Raw genomic sequence first — 13,385 nt, 5'->3', positions numbered from 1 at the left:
TACCACCGAGCGGTTTGTTTCGCCAATAAGGGTCGATTATAGCGGCGGATTGCGGTATTCTACAATTATATATAGAAGCATTCTGCGGAAAGGAACATGCCCGGCCATGCTGCTGCAAGTCAATGACCTAACGAAAAGCTACGGCATCACCACCATATTGTCCGGCATCACGTTCCAGATCCAGGAGCGCGAGCGCGTCGGGCTCGTCGGCGTCAACGGCGCGGGCAAGTCGACGCTGCTGCAAATTCTTGCGGGGCAGATGTCCAGCGACAGCGGCGTCATCCACCGCGCCAAGGAGACGCGCGTCGGGTACCTCGCCCAGAACAGCGGCCTTCAGTCCGACCGCAGCATCATCGAGGAGATGAGAGCCGTATTCGGCCCTCTCCTGGAGGCCGAGCTGGAGCTGCGGCAGCTCGAGCGCGACATCGCCGATCCGGCGCTCCATGCGGACAAAAAGCGCTACGAGGATACGCTCGAGCGCTATGCTCGCCGCTCGGACTGGTTCCGCGACCAGGGCGGCTTCGAGATCGAGACCCGCATCAAGAGCGTCCTGCACGGCATGGGCTTCGGCCAGACCGACCCCGCCACGCCGATCCGCTCCCTGAGCGGGGGCCAGAAGACCCGGCTCGCGCTCGCGCGCATCCTGCTGCAGGCGCCGGACCTGCTCATGCTCGACGAGCCGACCAACCACCTCGACATCGCGACGCTGACCTGGCTCGAGGATTACTTGCGCGGGTATGCCGGAGCCATCCTCGTCGTGTCCCATGACCGCTACTTCCTCGATGCCACCGTCGGCACGATCATCGAGATCGAGCGCCATCAGGCCAAGCGCTACACCGGCACCTACAGCCGCTTCGTCGAGCTCAAGGAGGCCGAGTTCGAATCGGCGATGAAGCAGTTCGAGAAGCAGCAGGACGAGATCGCGCGCATGGAGGAATTCGTGCGCCGCAACCTCGTGCGCGCCTCTACGACCAAGCGCGCCCAGAGCCGGCGCAAGGCGCTCGACCGGATGGAGCGGATCGACCGTCCCCAGGGCGACCTGAAGCGCGCGCATTTCCGCTTCGAGGTGGAGCGCACGACCGGGCGCGACGTGCTCGACGCCCGCGAGCTGTCGGTCGGCTACGAGGATCGCGCCGCGCCGGTGTTCCGGGACGTGTCGCTGCGCATGGAGCGCGGCGAGACGGCCGCGCTCGTCGGGCCGAACGGCATCGGCAAGTCGACGCTGCTCAAGGCGCTCATCGGCAAGCAGCGCCCGCTCTCCGGGTCGATCCGCTGGGGCACGCATGTCAAGATCGGCTACTACGACCAGGAGCAGACCGAGCTGAGCGGGACCAGCACCGTGCTCGAGGAAGTATGGGGCGCCTACCCGCATGTCGAGGAAGCGCGCATCCGCACCGTGCTCGGCAACTTCCTGTTCAGCGGCGACGACGTCAAGAAGCGCGTCAGCTCGCTGAGCGGCGGCGAGAAGGCGCGGGTCGCCCTCGCCAAGCTCATGCTGCTGCAGGCGAACGTGCTCATCCTCGACGAGCCGACCAACCATCTTGACCTGTACAGCAAGGAAGTGCTGGAGACGGCGCTGCTCGACTACGAGGGGACGCTGCTGTTCATTTCCCATGACCGCTACTTCCTGAACAAGATCGCCGAACGCATGATCGAGCTGACGCCGACCGGTACGATCGACTACCTGGGCAACTACGACGACATGATCGAGAAGAAGAAAGAGATCGAGGAGCTGCGGCAGGAAGCCGGCGCGAAGCAAAGCGCGGCCTCGGCCGCGGCCGTCGCAGCCGACAAGCCTGTCGGCCCCGGCTCGTACGAGGCGGACAAGCAGGCGAAGCGGGACGAGCGCGCGCGCCAGCGGCGGCTGGAGCAGCTCGAGGCCGACATCGCCCGCCTGGAGGAAGAAAGCGGCGTGCTCGAGGAGCGTCTGGCCGACCCGGACGTGTATCAGGACTACGTGCAGGTCCAGTCGGTCCAGGAGGAGCTGGCTTCCGTCAAGGCCAAGCTGGAAGCGGCTTACGCCGAGTGGGAAGAGATGCTGGGCTGACGGGAAGTCTGGCGGAGGCCGAACGGATTGGGCTGACGAGCTGCCGAAGAAGGGCAGAGGCGATGCCGGGCAGACGGGACTGCGTGCCAGGTTGACGGGACCGCGCATCAATAGCCGCAAGCGTCCCTTTTAGGATGCTTGCGGCTTTCCTCGCTCCTGCTGCTAAAATTTGTTGAGGCGAGCCTTTCCCAGTGAGCGGGCGCTTCCTCTTTGTTCTAATATGGAGCCCTTACAACAAGGAATCGGCGCTCGCCGATGCCATAAGGCTAAGCTCAGCGTCTGGCATGGAGCATCACCGCAAGGCGTTCGCCGCTCATGCGCCTATGCAGCTGAATGTTGACTATTCCTGATCTACGTGTTAAAGTAGGAGCTATTGATTACCCGCCTATTCCCCTTCTTTCAGGAATCGCATGTTTTCTCCCCGATTCCGCCGTTACTTGAATCCCTTGATCAGCCTGCCAGCTGTTGCTAGAAGTTCTGATTCACACTGGCGCGGTCTACGGAGCCGCAAGGACGGAAGAGAGGTAGGGCTTCCGTTGTTTTGGATGGCCTTTCGCCGGAACGTTGCCCGGCGATCTGAGGCATCGCAACACCGAGCAGGTCGAGTTTCATCTGTAGGTTATGGAAAAGAAGCAGGAATATTCCCGCTCGAGCCCGGCCGGGCAGCGCCTAACGCGCTTCGCCTGCCGCCGGCGCCAAGGCTCGAGCGTGGGTCGTCATAAGGCCGCTCCGGTCCACTGCCGGAAGGCCGCTTTGCCTCTTTCGCCCGCGGGTTCGCGGGCACGGCAAGCACTCCAATAGAAGGCTCTCCGCCGCAGCTGCTCGCAGCCGGCAGAGGGCCTTCGTCCATTTTTACAAGAACCTCAACGCTCCGGAGGAAGGAGATCAACCGCCTATATCGAATATATATTTACATATTTTGAAGAAAGAGGGTTTGTTGATGCTCGATTCCATCGCTCCCGTCTACTGGTTCTACGAATGCCGCAAAGGCCAGATCGTCGATCTGCTCTATGAGATGGGCCTGCCCGTGGAGCTGCTGTTCGGACGGACGTACGAATGCACGTCCCGGCTGGAGCAGCACATGTTCCGCGACGGCCGGAGCCGCTGGTCGTTCGACGGGGACTCCCTCCATCCGGAGGATGTCGCGATCGTCGGCATGGAGCAGCAGCTGCATCGGCTCGATCGGCCGGACGATCCGGACGAGCTGCATGACCTGCTGGAGCGGCTGCTGGCCGACGGCCGCCGCGTGCTCATCTGGGCCAACAACGACGTGCTGCCTTTCAAAAGCGTCGGCATCGATTACGCGGAACCGGACAGCACGCATTCGCTCATGCTGCACGGAGCCAGGCGCAGCCCGGACGGCCTCCATTTCTCGTATCGGGACAATTGGCCCGCCTGCACCGGGGAGCTGGAAGGCGGCATCGTGCATCAGGCCGTGCAGCGGGCGCATCCCGACTGGCGGATGCAGGTCGTATCCCTCGTGCCGCGCCCGCTGTGTCCCGCCGATCGGCTGGACCTGCTGCAGCAGTCGTTCGCCCGCTTCCGCGAGGAGCTCGCGCCGCAGCCGAGGCTGTACGATACGATGGCCGAATGGATCCGCCTGGCGGACGATGCCGACCGTTCCCGGTGGGAGACGCTGGAGCTGGCCGCGTGCTGGCTCGCCGGCTCGCGTACGCTGTTCGGCTGCTTCCTCGCGTCGGTCGGCGCGCCGCCGGCTTTGACCGCCTCCATGCAGGCGCTCGGAGAGGACATGTTCCGCTTGCGCAACGCGTTCGCCAAGTCCGCTTCCGGCGGCAAGGCGTCGAAGGACCGCATGCTGGAGCTGAACGCGCGGCTGCGGCTGCAGGACGTGGACGCGGGAGAGCGGCTGCTGGCGAGCCCCTTCAAGCCCAATCCTCCGCTGCGCGTGCTCGCCTCGCTCGCTTAACCGAAGTCCGACGCGGATGCACGAAGGCGGAATCGTGCCGGCGCAGGCTCGACCACGCGCAGAAGCATGGAATCTCGGCGAGGCGAGGCGTTCCCCCTGGATATGGCGGCGAAGTCTCGCTTGGGCGCCGGCAGCCTGACTACGAACGCAGGACGGAGCGGAGCTCTCTGCGTCTCGTCCCTTCCGGCATGGCGGAGGAGGGATCGGAATCCGATCCCTCCTCTTTTGCCGCGCTTGAAGCGTCGGTTCGTCCAGGCGCCCTACTCTCCCCGGTCAGCGGCCGTAGTTGTACAGCAGCACGCAGCGCGAGCAGACGGGCGTCAGTCCGCGGCCGAGCTCCTCGCGATGCCGGCGGAAGCTCTCGTTGCGATACACCTCCGCCAGCGTCCCCTCCTCAAGGGTGCCCTGCGTGAACTCGGGAAAGAACTTGCACGGATTGACCTTGCCGTCCGGCATGACGTCGAGCCGGCTCGCGATCGAGAGGCAGCGCGTCTTGCCCATCCCCGGGCGCTCCGAGCCGAGGACGAAGTCCCGCACCTCATGCGGCTCCAGCGCCGGCTGGAAGCGGATGCGGGTGCCCCATTCGCGCGCGGCCATGCGGGCCATCTCCTCCTGCAGCTCCCCGATCTTGTCCTCCGACACCTTGAAGCCGAAGCTGTGCCAGCTGTAGCGCATCTGCATCCGGCTCGCCTCCAGCCAGCCGAACCGCTCCCGGAAATACTCGTCCATGCGGTCGGCGATACGCTCCGGAATATGCCACGGGAAAACCAAATACACCGAATCGACACCGAGCCGCTCGAACGCCTCCATGAACGCATACAGCTTGCCGACCATGGAATCGCTGATCGTAAGGCTGATCGAGACCTTGCCGCGGTACTTCCCCTGCCGCTGCAGCTCCAGCAGCAGCTCGACGGCTTCGACGACCTTGCGGTACGTGCCTTTGCCGCGGATGGCGTCGTTCTCCTCCTCGAAGCCGTCCAGGCTGACAAGCATCGTCATGCCGTCCGAAATCTTGAGGATCGAATCGAGCTTCGCCTCGACGAGCATGGCGTTCGTGCAGACGGTCGTCGTCCGGTTGTCCCGCTCCAGCAGGTCGGCCAGCTCCTCGAAGCGGCTGTAATAGAGCGGCTCGCCGCCCCACAGGAACAGCCGCGACTTGCGGGCGCGCGTCTGCTCGAGCAGGCTCGCCAGCAGGCTCAGCTCGATCTCCTGCTTTTTGGCCTCGCGGCCCATGCCGTGGTGAAAGCCTTCCGCGGCCCATTCGAAGCAGTGCTTGCAGCGCAGGTTGCAGCCGTTGTTGAGCTTGATGCCGATATCGTCGGGCAGCTCGAGCGCGTAGGACGGGTCTTCCTGCAAGGCGCGGCTCGTTTTGGACATCATCGAGATCGTGCGCTTCATGTTGCGGAACGTCTCGCGGTCGAACCGCACGTCCGTTTTGGGCTGCATGACGCTCTCCCTCCTTCCTATCCGGCCGAAATGCTGCTGCGCGAGGCGTCCAGGAAGCCCGCCAGCGTGCGCACGGACTGCATATGGTCAAAGTCGAACGTCTCGAAATCGATCTCCACGCCGAACGCGTCCTCGACCGCCAGCACGAAGTGGATCATCTGCAGGGAATCGAGCACGACGTCCTCGATCAGGCTCGTCTCCGCCCCCATGCTGCGCGCCAGCTCCGGCTCTTGCTTGACCTCGCTCACCATCTCGATGACCCTTTGCTCCGTCGACGTCATCCTCTTCTCCTCCTTTGTTCGTGTCGGCCTGCGCCGCTGCGCGGCCGCTTCCAGCAGCCGCTCGGCGAGCGCGGCCCGCTCCAGCTCCAGCCGGGCATCGGGCGCGGGAGCCCGCCCCTCGACCCGGTCCCGGAATGCCAGCAGCTGATGGACATAATAGCTCTGCGGCTCGAACGAGATCCGCTCGCTCGAGCCGTCCTCCTGGCGGACATCCAGATGAAGCCGGTAGGCGCCCATCGCGCAGCGGAAAAAGTCCCGGACGACCGCCTCGCCCCGCTCGAAGCGCAGCGTATGGCGCGAGCACGCCGGCCGCTCGAACGAGGCCGACAGCTCGGCGTCGATGCCGCCGCAGCGGACGGACGCCTCGAACGTCCAGTCGCAGCCGCCCGGCCCGTCGAACGCGGAGCGGGCGGAGAGCGCCTCCGCCTCCAGCGTGCCGGCGAGCCGCTGCACGAGCTGCAGCCAGTAGCAGCCGAAGTCGCGGAACGCCCCGCCGCCCCGCCGCGGATCGCTGCGGTAGCTGCCCGCTCCTTCGAGGGCGCGGAACGGCTGGGCGATCTCGCTGGCGATGCCGAGCAGCCGGCCGAGCCGGCCGCTCTCCGCCAGCTCCGCCGCGGCGTCCTGCCAAGGATGATGGCGCGCCATGAGCGCCTCCTCCAGCTGCAGTCCTCGCGCGGCGGCCAGCTCGTGCATCTCGGCGAGCTGCGCGGCGCCAAGCGCGGCCGGCTTTTCGACGAGGACATGGCGTCCGGCCCGCAGCGCCTCCATCGTCCACGGATGATGGAGCTCGTTGCTCAGCGGGATGTAGACCGCATCAAGCTCCGGCAGCGCCAGCAGCTCGCGAAAATCCCGCAGCCGTACGGGAATGCCGTATCGGTCCGCGTAGTCGTCCACGCGAGCCGGGTCGCGACCGGCGATCGCGGCGACCTCGATGCCGTCCAGCCCGCGCGCCGGCTGCAGGACGGCCCGTTCCGCGATCGCTGCCGGCCCCAGAATTCCGATTCGCATCCGGCGTCCTCCTATTTGGCCGAAGTCGTCTTGAAGTTCAGGCAGCAGGCCTGGCAGATCGGAAAGGCGTTCTTCTTGAGGTAGTTCCGGTACTGCTTGTAGCGCGGCCCGTTCCAGATGTCGAGCAGCCGCTCCTCGTACACATTGCCGAGCGACAGGTCGTACAGCGCGTGGCAGGAGGTGACGTCGCCGCGCGCGTTGATCTCGGTGCTGAGCCACGGGAACTCGCAGCGCTTCTTGGCGTGCGACAGCCGCGCGCTCTCGCCGCTGAAGTACAGCTGCACCGTCTCCTCCGTCATCCTTTGCGGATAGGCGTTGAAGTAGACGCCCTTCTCCTTGCAGTGCTCCTCGATGCGGCTCGCCTGGGCGGCGATCAGCTTGGCGTCCATGCCCTCGAACTCGGACAGGCTGCGCACGAAGCCGCGCGAGGCCGGCGCGTCGGTCTGCACGCCGAACTGCTCCTTGAGGATGTTGCGGTAGTCGCGGTGGTCGTCCGGCGTGATGAACGACTGGAACTCGAGGCTGATGGAGTCCAGCATGGAGATGTCGATGCTGTCGAAGAACAGCTCCTCGACATGGCGGTACGTCAGCGGGGTGATGATGAAAATGATGCCGATCTTCGGGTATTCGAGCCCTCGTTCCTCGCGCAGCGCATGCAGCTTCTGCAAGCCCTTCACGGCGCGCTTGAACACGCCGCGTCCCCGCTGGGCGTCATTGACCGCCTCCGGACCGTCCATCGACACCCAGACGCGGTGCGGCTGCGTCTCGATAATGAGCTCGGCATGCTTCTCGAGCAGCGTGCCGTTCGTCGGAAACGCCACCTGGCTCCCGTAATGCCGGATCAGATGGAGCACTTCGTCGATATGCGGGTACATGAGCGGCTCTCCGCCGAACAAGTCGTAATAGGGCCGGGCCGGACTGCAATCCTCGATGATCTGGCGCACGACACCGATGTCGAGCGTCTTGAGCACCGGGCGCTCCTTGTAGGCGCCGTTGTCTCCCCATTCATAGCACATTTTGCAGCGCAGGTTGCAGGCTTCGAGCAGCTGCAGCCACACCCAGCGGGGGCGGCTCATGCTCAGGGCGGCGGAGCGGGCAAGCGAATCGGCGTTGACGGACATAATGGCCTCCTTTTCCGTAATCGTCTGCGGCAACCTCACTTCGGCCGGGCGGCGGTTCCCGCCTGCGGCAGCTTCGTCGGCGTTCCGGCTCCGCGATGACGGCGGAGCTCGTGCGGCTCACCTCCCTTCAGCAGCCGTTCGGCGAGGTCCGGCGCGAGGCGGCGAGCCTGCGCGAGCCGCTCATGCATCGCGGCGAGCGGCTCGAGCGGGCAGCCGAGCGCGCTCCAGCGCTCGAAGGCCATGCCGAAGCCGAGCCGCTCCCACAGCCGCGCGTTGGCCTGCTCATGCTCCCCGTACGGCGCCAGCAGCAGCAGCGGCGTCGCCGCGGACAGCGAGTCGAGCAGCGTCGCGCCGCCCGGCTTGCTGACGATCGCCGCAGCCTCGCGGATGCGGCGCCAGATGCCGCCTGCGACCGGTACGAGCGGCATCGCGTCCGCGGCGACCGACCGCCCCGCAAGGGACGGCTCCGCATACGGCGGCTCGACATGCCTGCCCTCCGCGTCGGTCTCCCACGGGCTCCAGTCCGGGTCGAGCAGGCCGCAGCTGCGGTCCGGCTCCGGCGGGCCGAGCTCCTGCTCGCGGTAGGCGATCAGGTGGACCGCATGCCCCGCGCGCCGAAGCTCCTCCTCCGCCTCGCGATACGTCCCGATGCCCCAGCCGCCGCCATGCAGCAGGAAGCGCAGGTCGCGGCGCGCGTATGGGATCGGCTCCGCATCGTCGACCGGCAGCGTCGCCGCGAGCTCGTCGCCGAGCTCCCCGTACAGCCGCTCCTGGGGAAAAGCCGCCATGCGGCCTCCGAACACCGCATAGGACGGCGTGTCGGCGGCGTCGAGCCGGATGAAGCGGATGTCGAGCCGCTCCTCCGGCCGCATCGCCGCCGCCTGCTCCAGCACCGGCAGCCAGAACCCCGTCAGCGCCCAGAACCGGCGCCGGCCCTCGGCCTGCCAGCGGGCGAGCGTCTCCCTCACGCGGGCTTCCTCCAGGCTGCGGCCGCTGTCGCGGGCCAGCCGCAGCGCCGCGCGCGCGACGTCGAAGCGGTCGTGGAACGCCTCGCGGGTTCGCGGAATCCGCGCGCGCGTCGCGTCGTCGTACAGCGTCTCCAGCATCTCGATGCGGGCAGGCACGCCGCGCGCCCGCAGCCGGTTCCGCAGCCGCAGCGCCGGCATGTACACGCCGAGCGAGTTGCCCGAGCTGAGCAGCGTCACCTCCTCGTTCATGCGGTCGTCCCCCATTCGAATATCGCGAGCCGCTCCGTCATCTCCCGCAGCCGTTCCGGCCGCTCTCCCCAGAGCAGGATATGGGCCCGGGCGAAATGGCGCGAGCCCTGAGCCGCGCAGCCCCACCCGTACACGAGGAAGCCATGGCCGCCGTCCGGCGCGAGAAGCTTTTGCAGCCGCTCCAGCAGCTCCGAGAGCGTCGGCTCCGCAGCGGCCTCCAGCCGCAGGCAGCGGCTCTCCAGCAGCGGCTGGCGGCGCAGCAGCCGCGCCGCCAGCGGCAGCAGGTAAGTCGCCTGCGTGAAGCGGGCGTTGATCTCCAGCGCCGGCAGCAGCCGCCCCTGCGCGTCCACGATGGAGTCGACGCCGGCGACGCCTCGGAAGCCCTCCTGCCGCATGAGCCCGCCGAGCCGCAGCAGCTCGGCCTCGTAGCGCTCCAGCAGCTCCGGCTCGTAGCGGGGCGCGTAGTCGGTGCCGGCATAGACGCCGCGTCCGTCGACGCGCTGCTCCGTGACGGCGAGCAGCCGAGCGTCGCGCTCGCCGACGAGCAGCTGCGCGTTCAGGCAGCGGGCGGCGGGATGCCAGCCCTCCAGCAGCAGCTCGCCGCTCCAGCTCCGCCGCCGCAGGTACCGGATCAGCGGCCCGAAGCGCTCCGGACCGTCGATCACCGTCAGCGCCTTGCCGGACGAGCCATGCGGCTGCTTGAGCACCGCCCGGGCGAAGCCCCGCTCGCGCAGCCAGGCGTAGGCCGCCTCCAGCTCGTCCGCATCGCGGCAGAAGCGGCCGTCCGCCACCGTCAGCCCATGCCCTTCGGCCAGGCGGCGGACGTAGAACTTGCTGCTCAGCCGCCGCGCCGCGGCTGCCCGCGCTCCGGGCTCCGCCGCTTCGACGTCGCCGACCAGCCGCCAGCCGCGTTCGCGCGCGACCGCCTCCAGCTCCTCCGTCAGCAGGAACGGCAGGAACAGCGTCCTCCTCCGGCTGTCCGTCCGCTCCATCATCGCCGCATCGTCAGCGCTTCCCCTCATCAAGCCCGGACTTTCCCCCGTCTTCGGCGGCTCCCCTCCGACATGCAGCGCAGGCAGCGCTTGCAGCTGGGCGAGCGCGTAGTCCCGGTATTCGGCGTCGAGCGGCTCGCGCAGCCAGACGGTGTCGCCGGGACCGGCGAGCCAAAGCAGCTGCCGCTCCTGCAGCCGCGTCAGCCTCGTCTGCGCCGGCTGCGGCGGAGCGGACAGCGGACCGCCGGCCGCCCATCCGTCCTCGGCCTCCATGTTGCCGAGCCAGACGGCCGGCCCCACCGTCGCCGCGAGCAGCGCCTCGGCGCCGCCGCGCCGCAGCAGATCCGCTTCCATCGGACGAGCCTCCTCGAGCTGATGGTCCATCCGTTGATTCCTCCTTTTCCCCGGGTGGTTACAGGTTGGCGCTGGCGTAGGAGCGGAGCGCCCGCTTCCAGACGAGCCGCACGAGCAGCAGGAGCAGCGGCGGTCCGGCGAGTCCCCACAGCAGCAGCGGTCCCTGCAGCTTGCCCATGGCGTAGAGCGGGCCGAAGTTCGTGATGAGGAAGACCGGCAGGATGAACAGCCCGATCCGCTGGATCCACTTGCCGTACAGCGCGAACGGCATGTTGTTGGCGTCCCATACCGCGTAGGAGATCTCGCTTGCGGCCGACGTCTGCACGAACCAGAAGCTGAGCAGCGCCGGCACGATCATGACCGCGTAGGTGACCGCCGTCCCGAGCAGGAGCAGCAGCAGGTAGCCGCCGACCGTCCCGACGGTCGCCGGCAGGCCGGCCCGCTGCCAGCCGATCGCCACCATCGCGGTGCCGGCGATCAGGTTCGGGATCGGCATGCCGAGCTCGATCAGCCGCGTCGAGGCGACGAATTGCAGCGACACCGGCTTGACCAGGAGCAGGTCGAGCATGCCGGTGCGCACGTCTTCGATCAGCCGCGCGAAGTTGTTGAAGAACAGCCCCATGTAGATGCCGGTCATGAGGATATGCGTGCCCATGAACAGCAGGATGAGGTCGGGCGTCAGGTCGCCGACCGCCAGCTGCGTGCGGTAGAGCACGAGCACGTAGAGCAGCTTGGCGAGCAGGAACATCGACTCGACGAAGATGCCGGCGAAGAAGTTCGCGCGGTACTCCATCTGCGTCATGAGCGACAGCTTGGCGAACTGGAGCAGCAGCGCCAGATGCTTGCGGAGCTCGAGCCAGGCATTCATCCGTCAGCCCCCCAGTCCGAGATAGCGTTTCATGCCGAGCCGCCACGAGCCGAGCGCGACGGCGAGCATGCCCGCCGTCCAGAGCGCTTGGGCGGCCATGCCCGTCCAAGCGTCGGCTCCGGCGATGCGTCCTCCGAGCACGTTGACGGGGAAATAGATGAGATAGTAGAACGGCGTCCAGGCGATCAGCTGCTTGGCCGTCTCTCCGTACACCTCGAGCGGGAAGATGCCGCCGCTGACGATCGTGACGAGCAGCGTGGAGACGACGAAGAAATAGCCGATCTCCTGCAGCCAGAACGCGCAGGCGCAGATGGCGTAGGAGACGAGGAAGCTGAGCGCGCACGCCAGCAGCAGGGAGGGCAGGAAGAGCAGGAAGCGGGAGCCGATGCCGGACTGGCCCGGCATCGTGCCGAGCGCCAGCGCGGCGCCGGCGGCGAGCAGCAGCAGGATGGTGAAGGAAGCAGCGCGCTGCCCGACGTAGGAAGAGAGGCGGAAGCCGAAGTAGCCGACGGGCTGAACGAGGTATTTGTTCAAGCCGCCGCTCTTGATGTCGTCCGCGATGGAATGCTCGATGCCGGTCAGCACGAGCTTCGTCACGATGCCGGCCATGACGGTATACAGGATCATGTCCTCGTACCGATAGCCGAACAGCACCCTCCCCGAGCCGCCGTAGACGGCTTTCCAGATGTAGTACTGCACGGCGACGGGGAAGAAGGCGCTGACGAGCGAAAGCAGGAAATTGAGCCGATATTCGAGCGCGCTCTGAAAGCCGATGCGGAAGGCGACGGCGTACTTGCCGGTGCGGCGCCCGGTCGGGGTGCCCGGCGGACGGGCGGCTAGGCGAGGCTCCGGAATCATGCCGGGTCCCTCCCCATCATGCGGATGAGCTCGTCCTCGACGCTGAGGTCCTCGATCGTGAAGTCGACGACCGGGAAGCGGTCGAGCAGCTGCGAGGAGACGGCGCGCACCTCCGGCTTGTCCACCTCCAGCGCGGCGTAGAGGCCGGCATGCTCCTGCACGGACCCGTAGGCGGCAAGCTCCTCGCGGGACACCTCCCGGTCGAAATGCAGCTTGACGAGCTTGCGCTCGCGGATGACGGCCGCTACGCCCTTGAGGCTGCCGTCGTAGTGGAGGCCTCCGTCGCGGATGAGGACGACGCGCGGGCAGAGGTCCTCGATGTCCTTCATATAGTGGCTCGTCAGGATGACGGTCGCCCGGTGCGCGGCGTTGTACTCGCCGAGGAACCGGCGCACGGAGCGCTGCGACATCAGGTCGAGCCCGATCGTAGGCTCGTCGAGGTAGATCAGCCGCGGCCGATGGATGAGCGAGGCGATTAGCTCCATCTTCATCCGTTCGCCGAGCGACAGGCGCCGCACCTGCACGCCGAGCAGCTCTTGGACGTCCAGCATTTCCGACAGCTCGCCGAGCGTGCGGCGGTAGTCGCCGTCGTCGACGCCGTAGATGCATTTATTGAGGTAGATCGATTCGCCGGCGGGCAGGTCGGGCCACAGCTGGCTCTTTTGCCCCATCACGATCGCGAACTGCTGCTTGAACGCCTTCTTGCGCTCCCAAGGCGTGTGGCCGAGGACGCGGGCCGTTCCGGACGTCGGATGAAGGATGCCGGAGAGCATCTTGAGCGTCGTCGTCTTGCCGGCTCCGTTCGGACCGAGGAAGCCGACCATCTCTCCCTCCTCGATGGAAAAGCTGATGCCGCGCACCGCATGGCGAAGCAGCCGCTCGCGCCGGATCAGGTTGCGGACCGACTGGCGGAAGCCGACCTCCTTCTTGTAGTAGGGAAAGATCTTCTCGAGCCGATCGACTTCAATCGCTGCGTGCATGAGAGCCGCTCCTTTGCGCCAGGGAGTAGGGGATTATGGAAATTTAAGAGGAAATAAACGGGTTCTGGATTGATTGTAATAAACGACTAATTCGATTGTCATCCATCGAAAGGCGCATTTGCAAGATGGAAAAGAATGAAATCTTGATCGGACAGCTCAGCAAAAGGAAGAAAAACGTCGAATCGGCTCCGCAGCGCCGATCTCGAGCGTCGACATCCCGATGGGAAAGTCGGGCTGAAACGATAGGAACGGTATGGTAGAATAGGAGTTCGTCCGGAAACGGACG

The 13,385-nt window shown here is 66.4% G+C and carries 10 protein-coding genes; 2 read left to right on the top strand and 8 right to left on the bottom strand.

What is annotated here, in order from left to right; genetic code table 11:
• The first annotated feature begins 106 nt into the window (after positions 1-106).
• Together HGI30_RS06080 and HGI30_RS06075 are read left to right on the top strand one after the other, a co-directional pair.
• Entirely contained in the window at positions 107-2,047 is a 1,941-nt protein-coding gene (locus HGI30_RS06080; protein WP_168906829.1) for an ABC-F family ATP-binding cassette domain-containing protein, read from the top strand.
• Positions 2,048-2,987: 940 nt separating this feature from the next.
• Positions 2,988-3,974, top strand: a complete 987-nt coding sequence (locus tag HGI30_RS06075) for a hypothetical protein (protein WP_168906828.1) — start codon at positions 2,988-2,990, stop codon at positions 3,972-3,974.
• 273 nt (positions 3,975-4,247) lie between these two features.
• Here the strand turns inward: HGI30_RS06075 and HGI30_RS06070 are convergent, their stop codons facing one another.
• Genes HGI30_RS06070 through HGI30_RS06035 form a run of 8 tightly spaced genes read right to left on the bottom strand, consistent with a single transcriptional unit; the run spans position 4,248 to position 13,099 of the window.
• Positions 4,248-5,420, bottom strand: a complete 1,173-nt coding sequence (locus HGI30_RS06070) for a radical SAM protein (protein ID WP_168906827.1) — start codon at positions 5,418-5,420, stop codon at positions 4,248-4,250.
• A 17-nt stretch (positions 5,421-5,437) separates the two neighbouring features.
• Positions 5,438-6,709: a Gfo/Idh/MocA family oxidoreductase gene (locus tag HGI30_RS06065; protein ID WP_168906826.1), complete on the bottom strand. Its 1,272-nt coding sequence runs from the start codon at positions 6,707-6,709 to the stop codon at positions 5,438-5,440.
• Between the two features lie 11 nt (positions 6,710-6,720).
• Positions 6,721-7,830 (bottom strand): radical SAM protein, encoded by a 1,110-nt coding sequence (locus HGI30_RS06060; protein WP_168906825.1) that lies wholly within the window; start codon positions 7,828-7,830, stop codon positions 6,721-6,723.
• Positions 7,831-7,865: 35 nt separating this feature from the next.
• Positions 7,866-9,047 carry a hypothetical protein gene (locus HGI30_RS06055; RefSeq protein WP_168906824.1) on the bottom strand — a complete coding sequence of 394 codons (1,182 nt, stop codon included), beginning with the start codon at positions 9,045-9,047 and terminating at the stop codon, positions 7,866-7,868.
• Positions 9,044-10,423, bottom strand: a complete 1,380-nt coding sequence (locus HGI30_RS06050) for a hypothetical protein (protein ID WP_168906823.1) — start codon at positions 10,421-10,423, stop codon at positions 9,044-9,046. The genes HGI30_RS06055 and HGI30_RS06050 overlap by 4 nt, the downstream gene beginning before the upstream one ends.
• 28 nt (positions 10,424-10,451) lie before the next feature.
• Positions 10,452-11,261, bottom strand: coding sequence for an ABC transporter permease (locus HGI30_RS06045; RefSeq protein WP_168906822.1), 810 nt, complete (start codon positions 11,259-11,261; stop codon positions 10,452-10,454).
• A gap of 3 nt (positions 11,262-11,264) precedes the next feature.
• Positions 11,265-12,119: an ABC transporter permease gene (locus HGI30_RS06040; RefSeq protein ID WP_168906821.1), complete on the bottom strand. Its 855-nt coding sequence runs from the start codon at positions 12,117-12,119 to the stop codon at positions 11,265-11,267.
• Positions 12,116-13,099 carry an ABC transporter ATP-binding protein gene (locus HGI30_RS06035; RefSeq protein ID WP_168906820.1) on the bottom strand — a complete coding sequence of 328 codons (984 nt, stop codon included), beginning with the start codon at positions 13,097-13,099 and terminating at the stop codon, positions 12,116-12,118. Before HGI30_RS06035 ends, HGI30_RS06040 begins: the two co-directional genes overlap by 4 nt.
• Between the last annotated feature and the right edge of the window lie 286 nt (positions 13,100-13,385).

The sequence above is a fragment of the Paenibacillus albicereus genome (assembly GCF_012676905.1).
Classification (GTDB): domain Bacteria; phylum Bacillota; class Bacilli; order Paenibacillales; family Paenibacillaceae; genus Paenibacillus_O; species Paenibacillus_O albicereus.
This window is presented reverse-complemented; position numbering and strand designations above follow the sequence as displayed.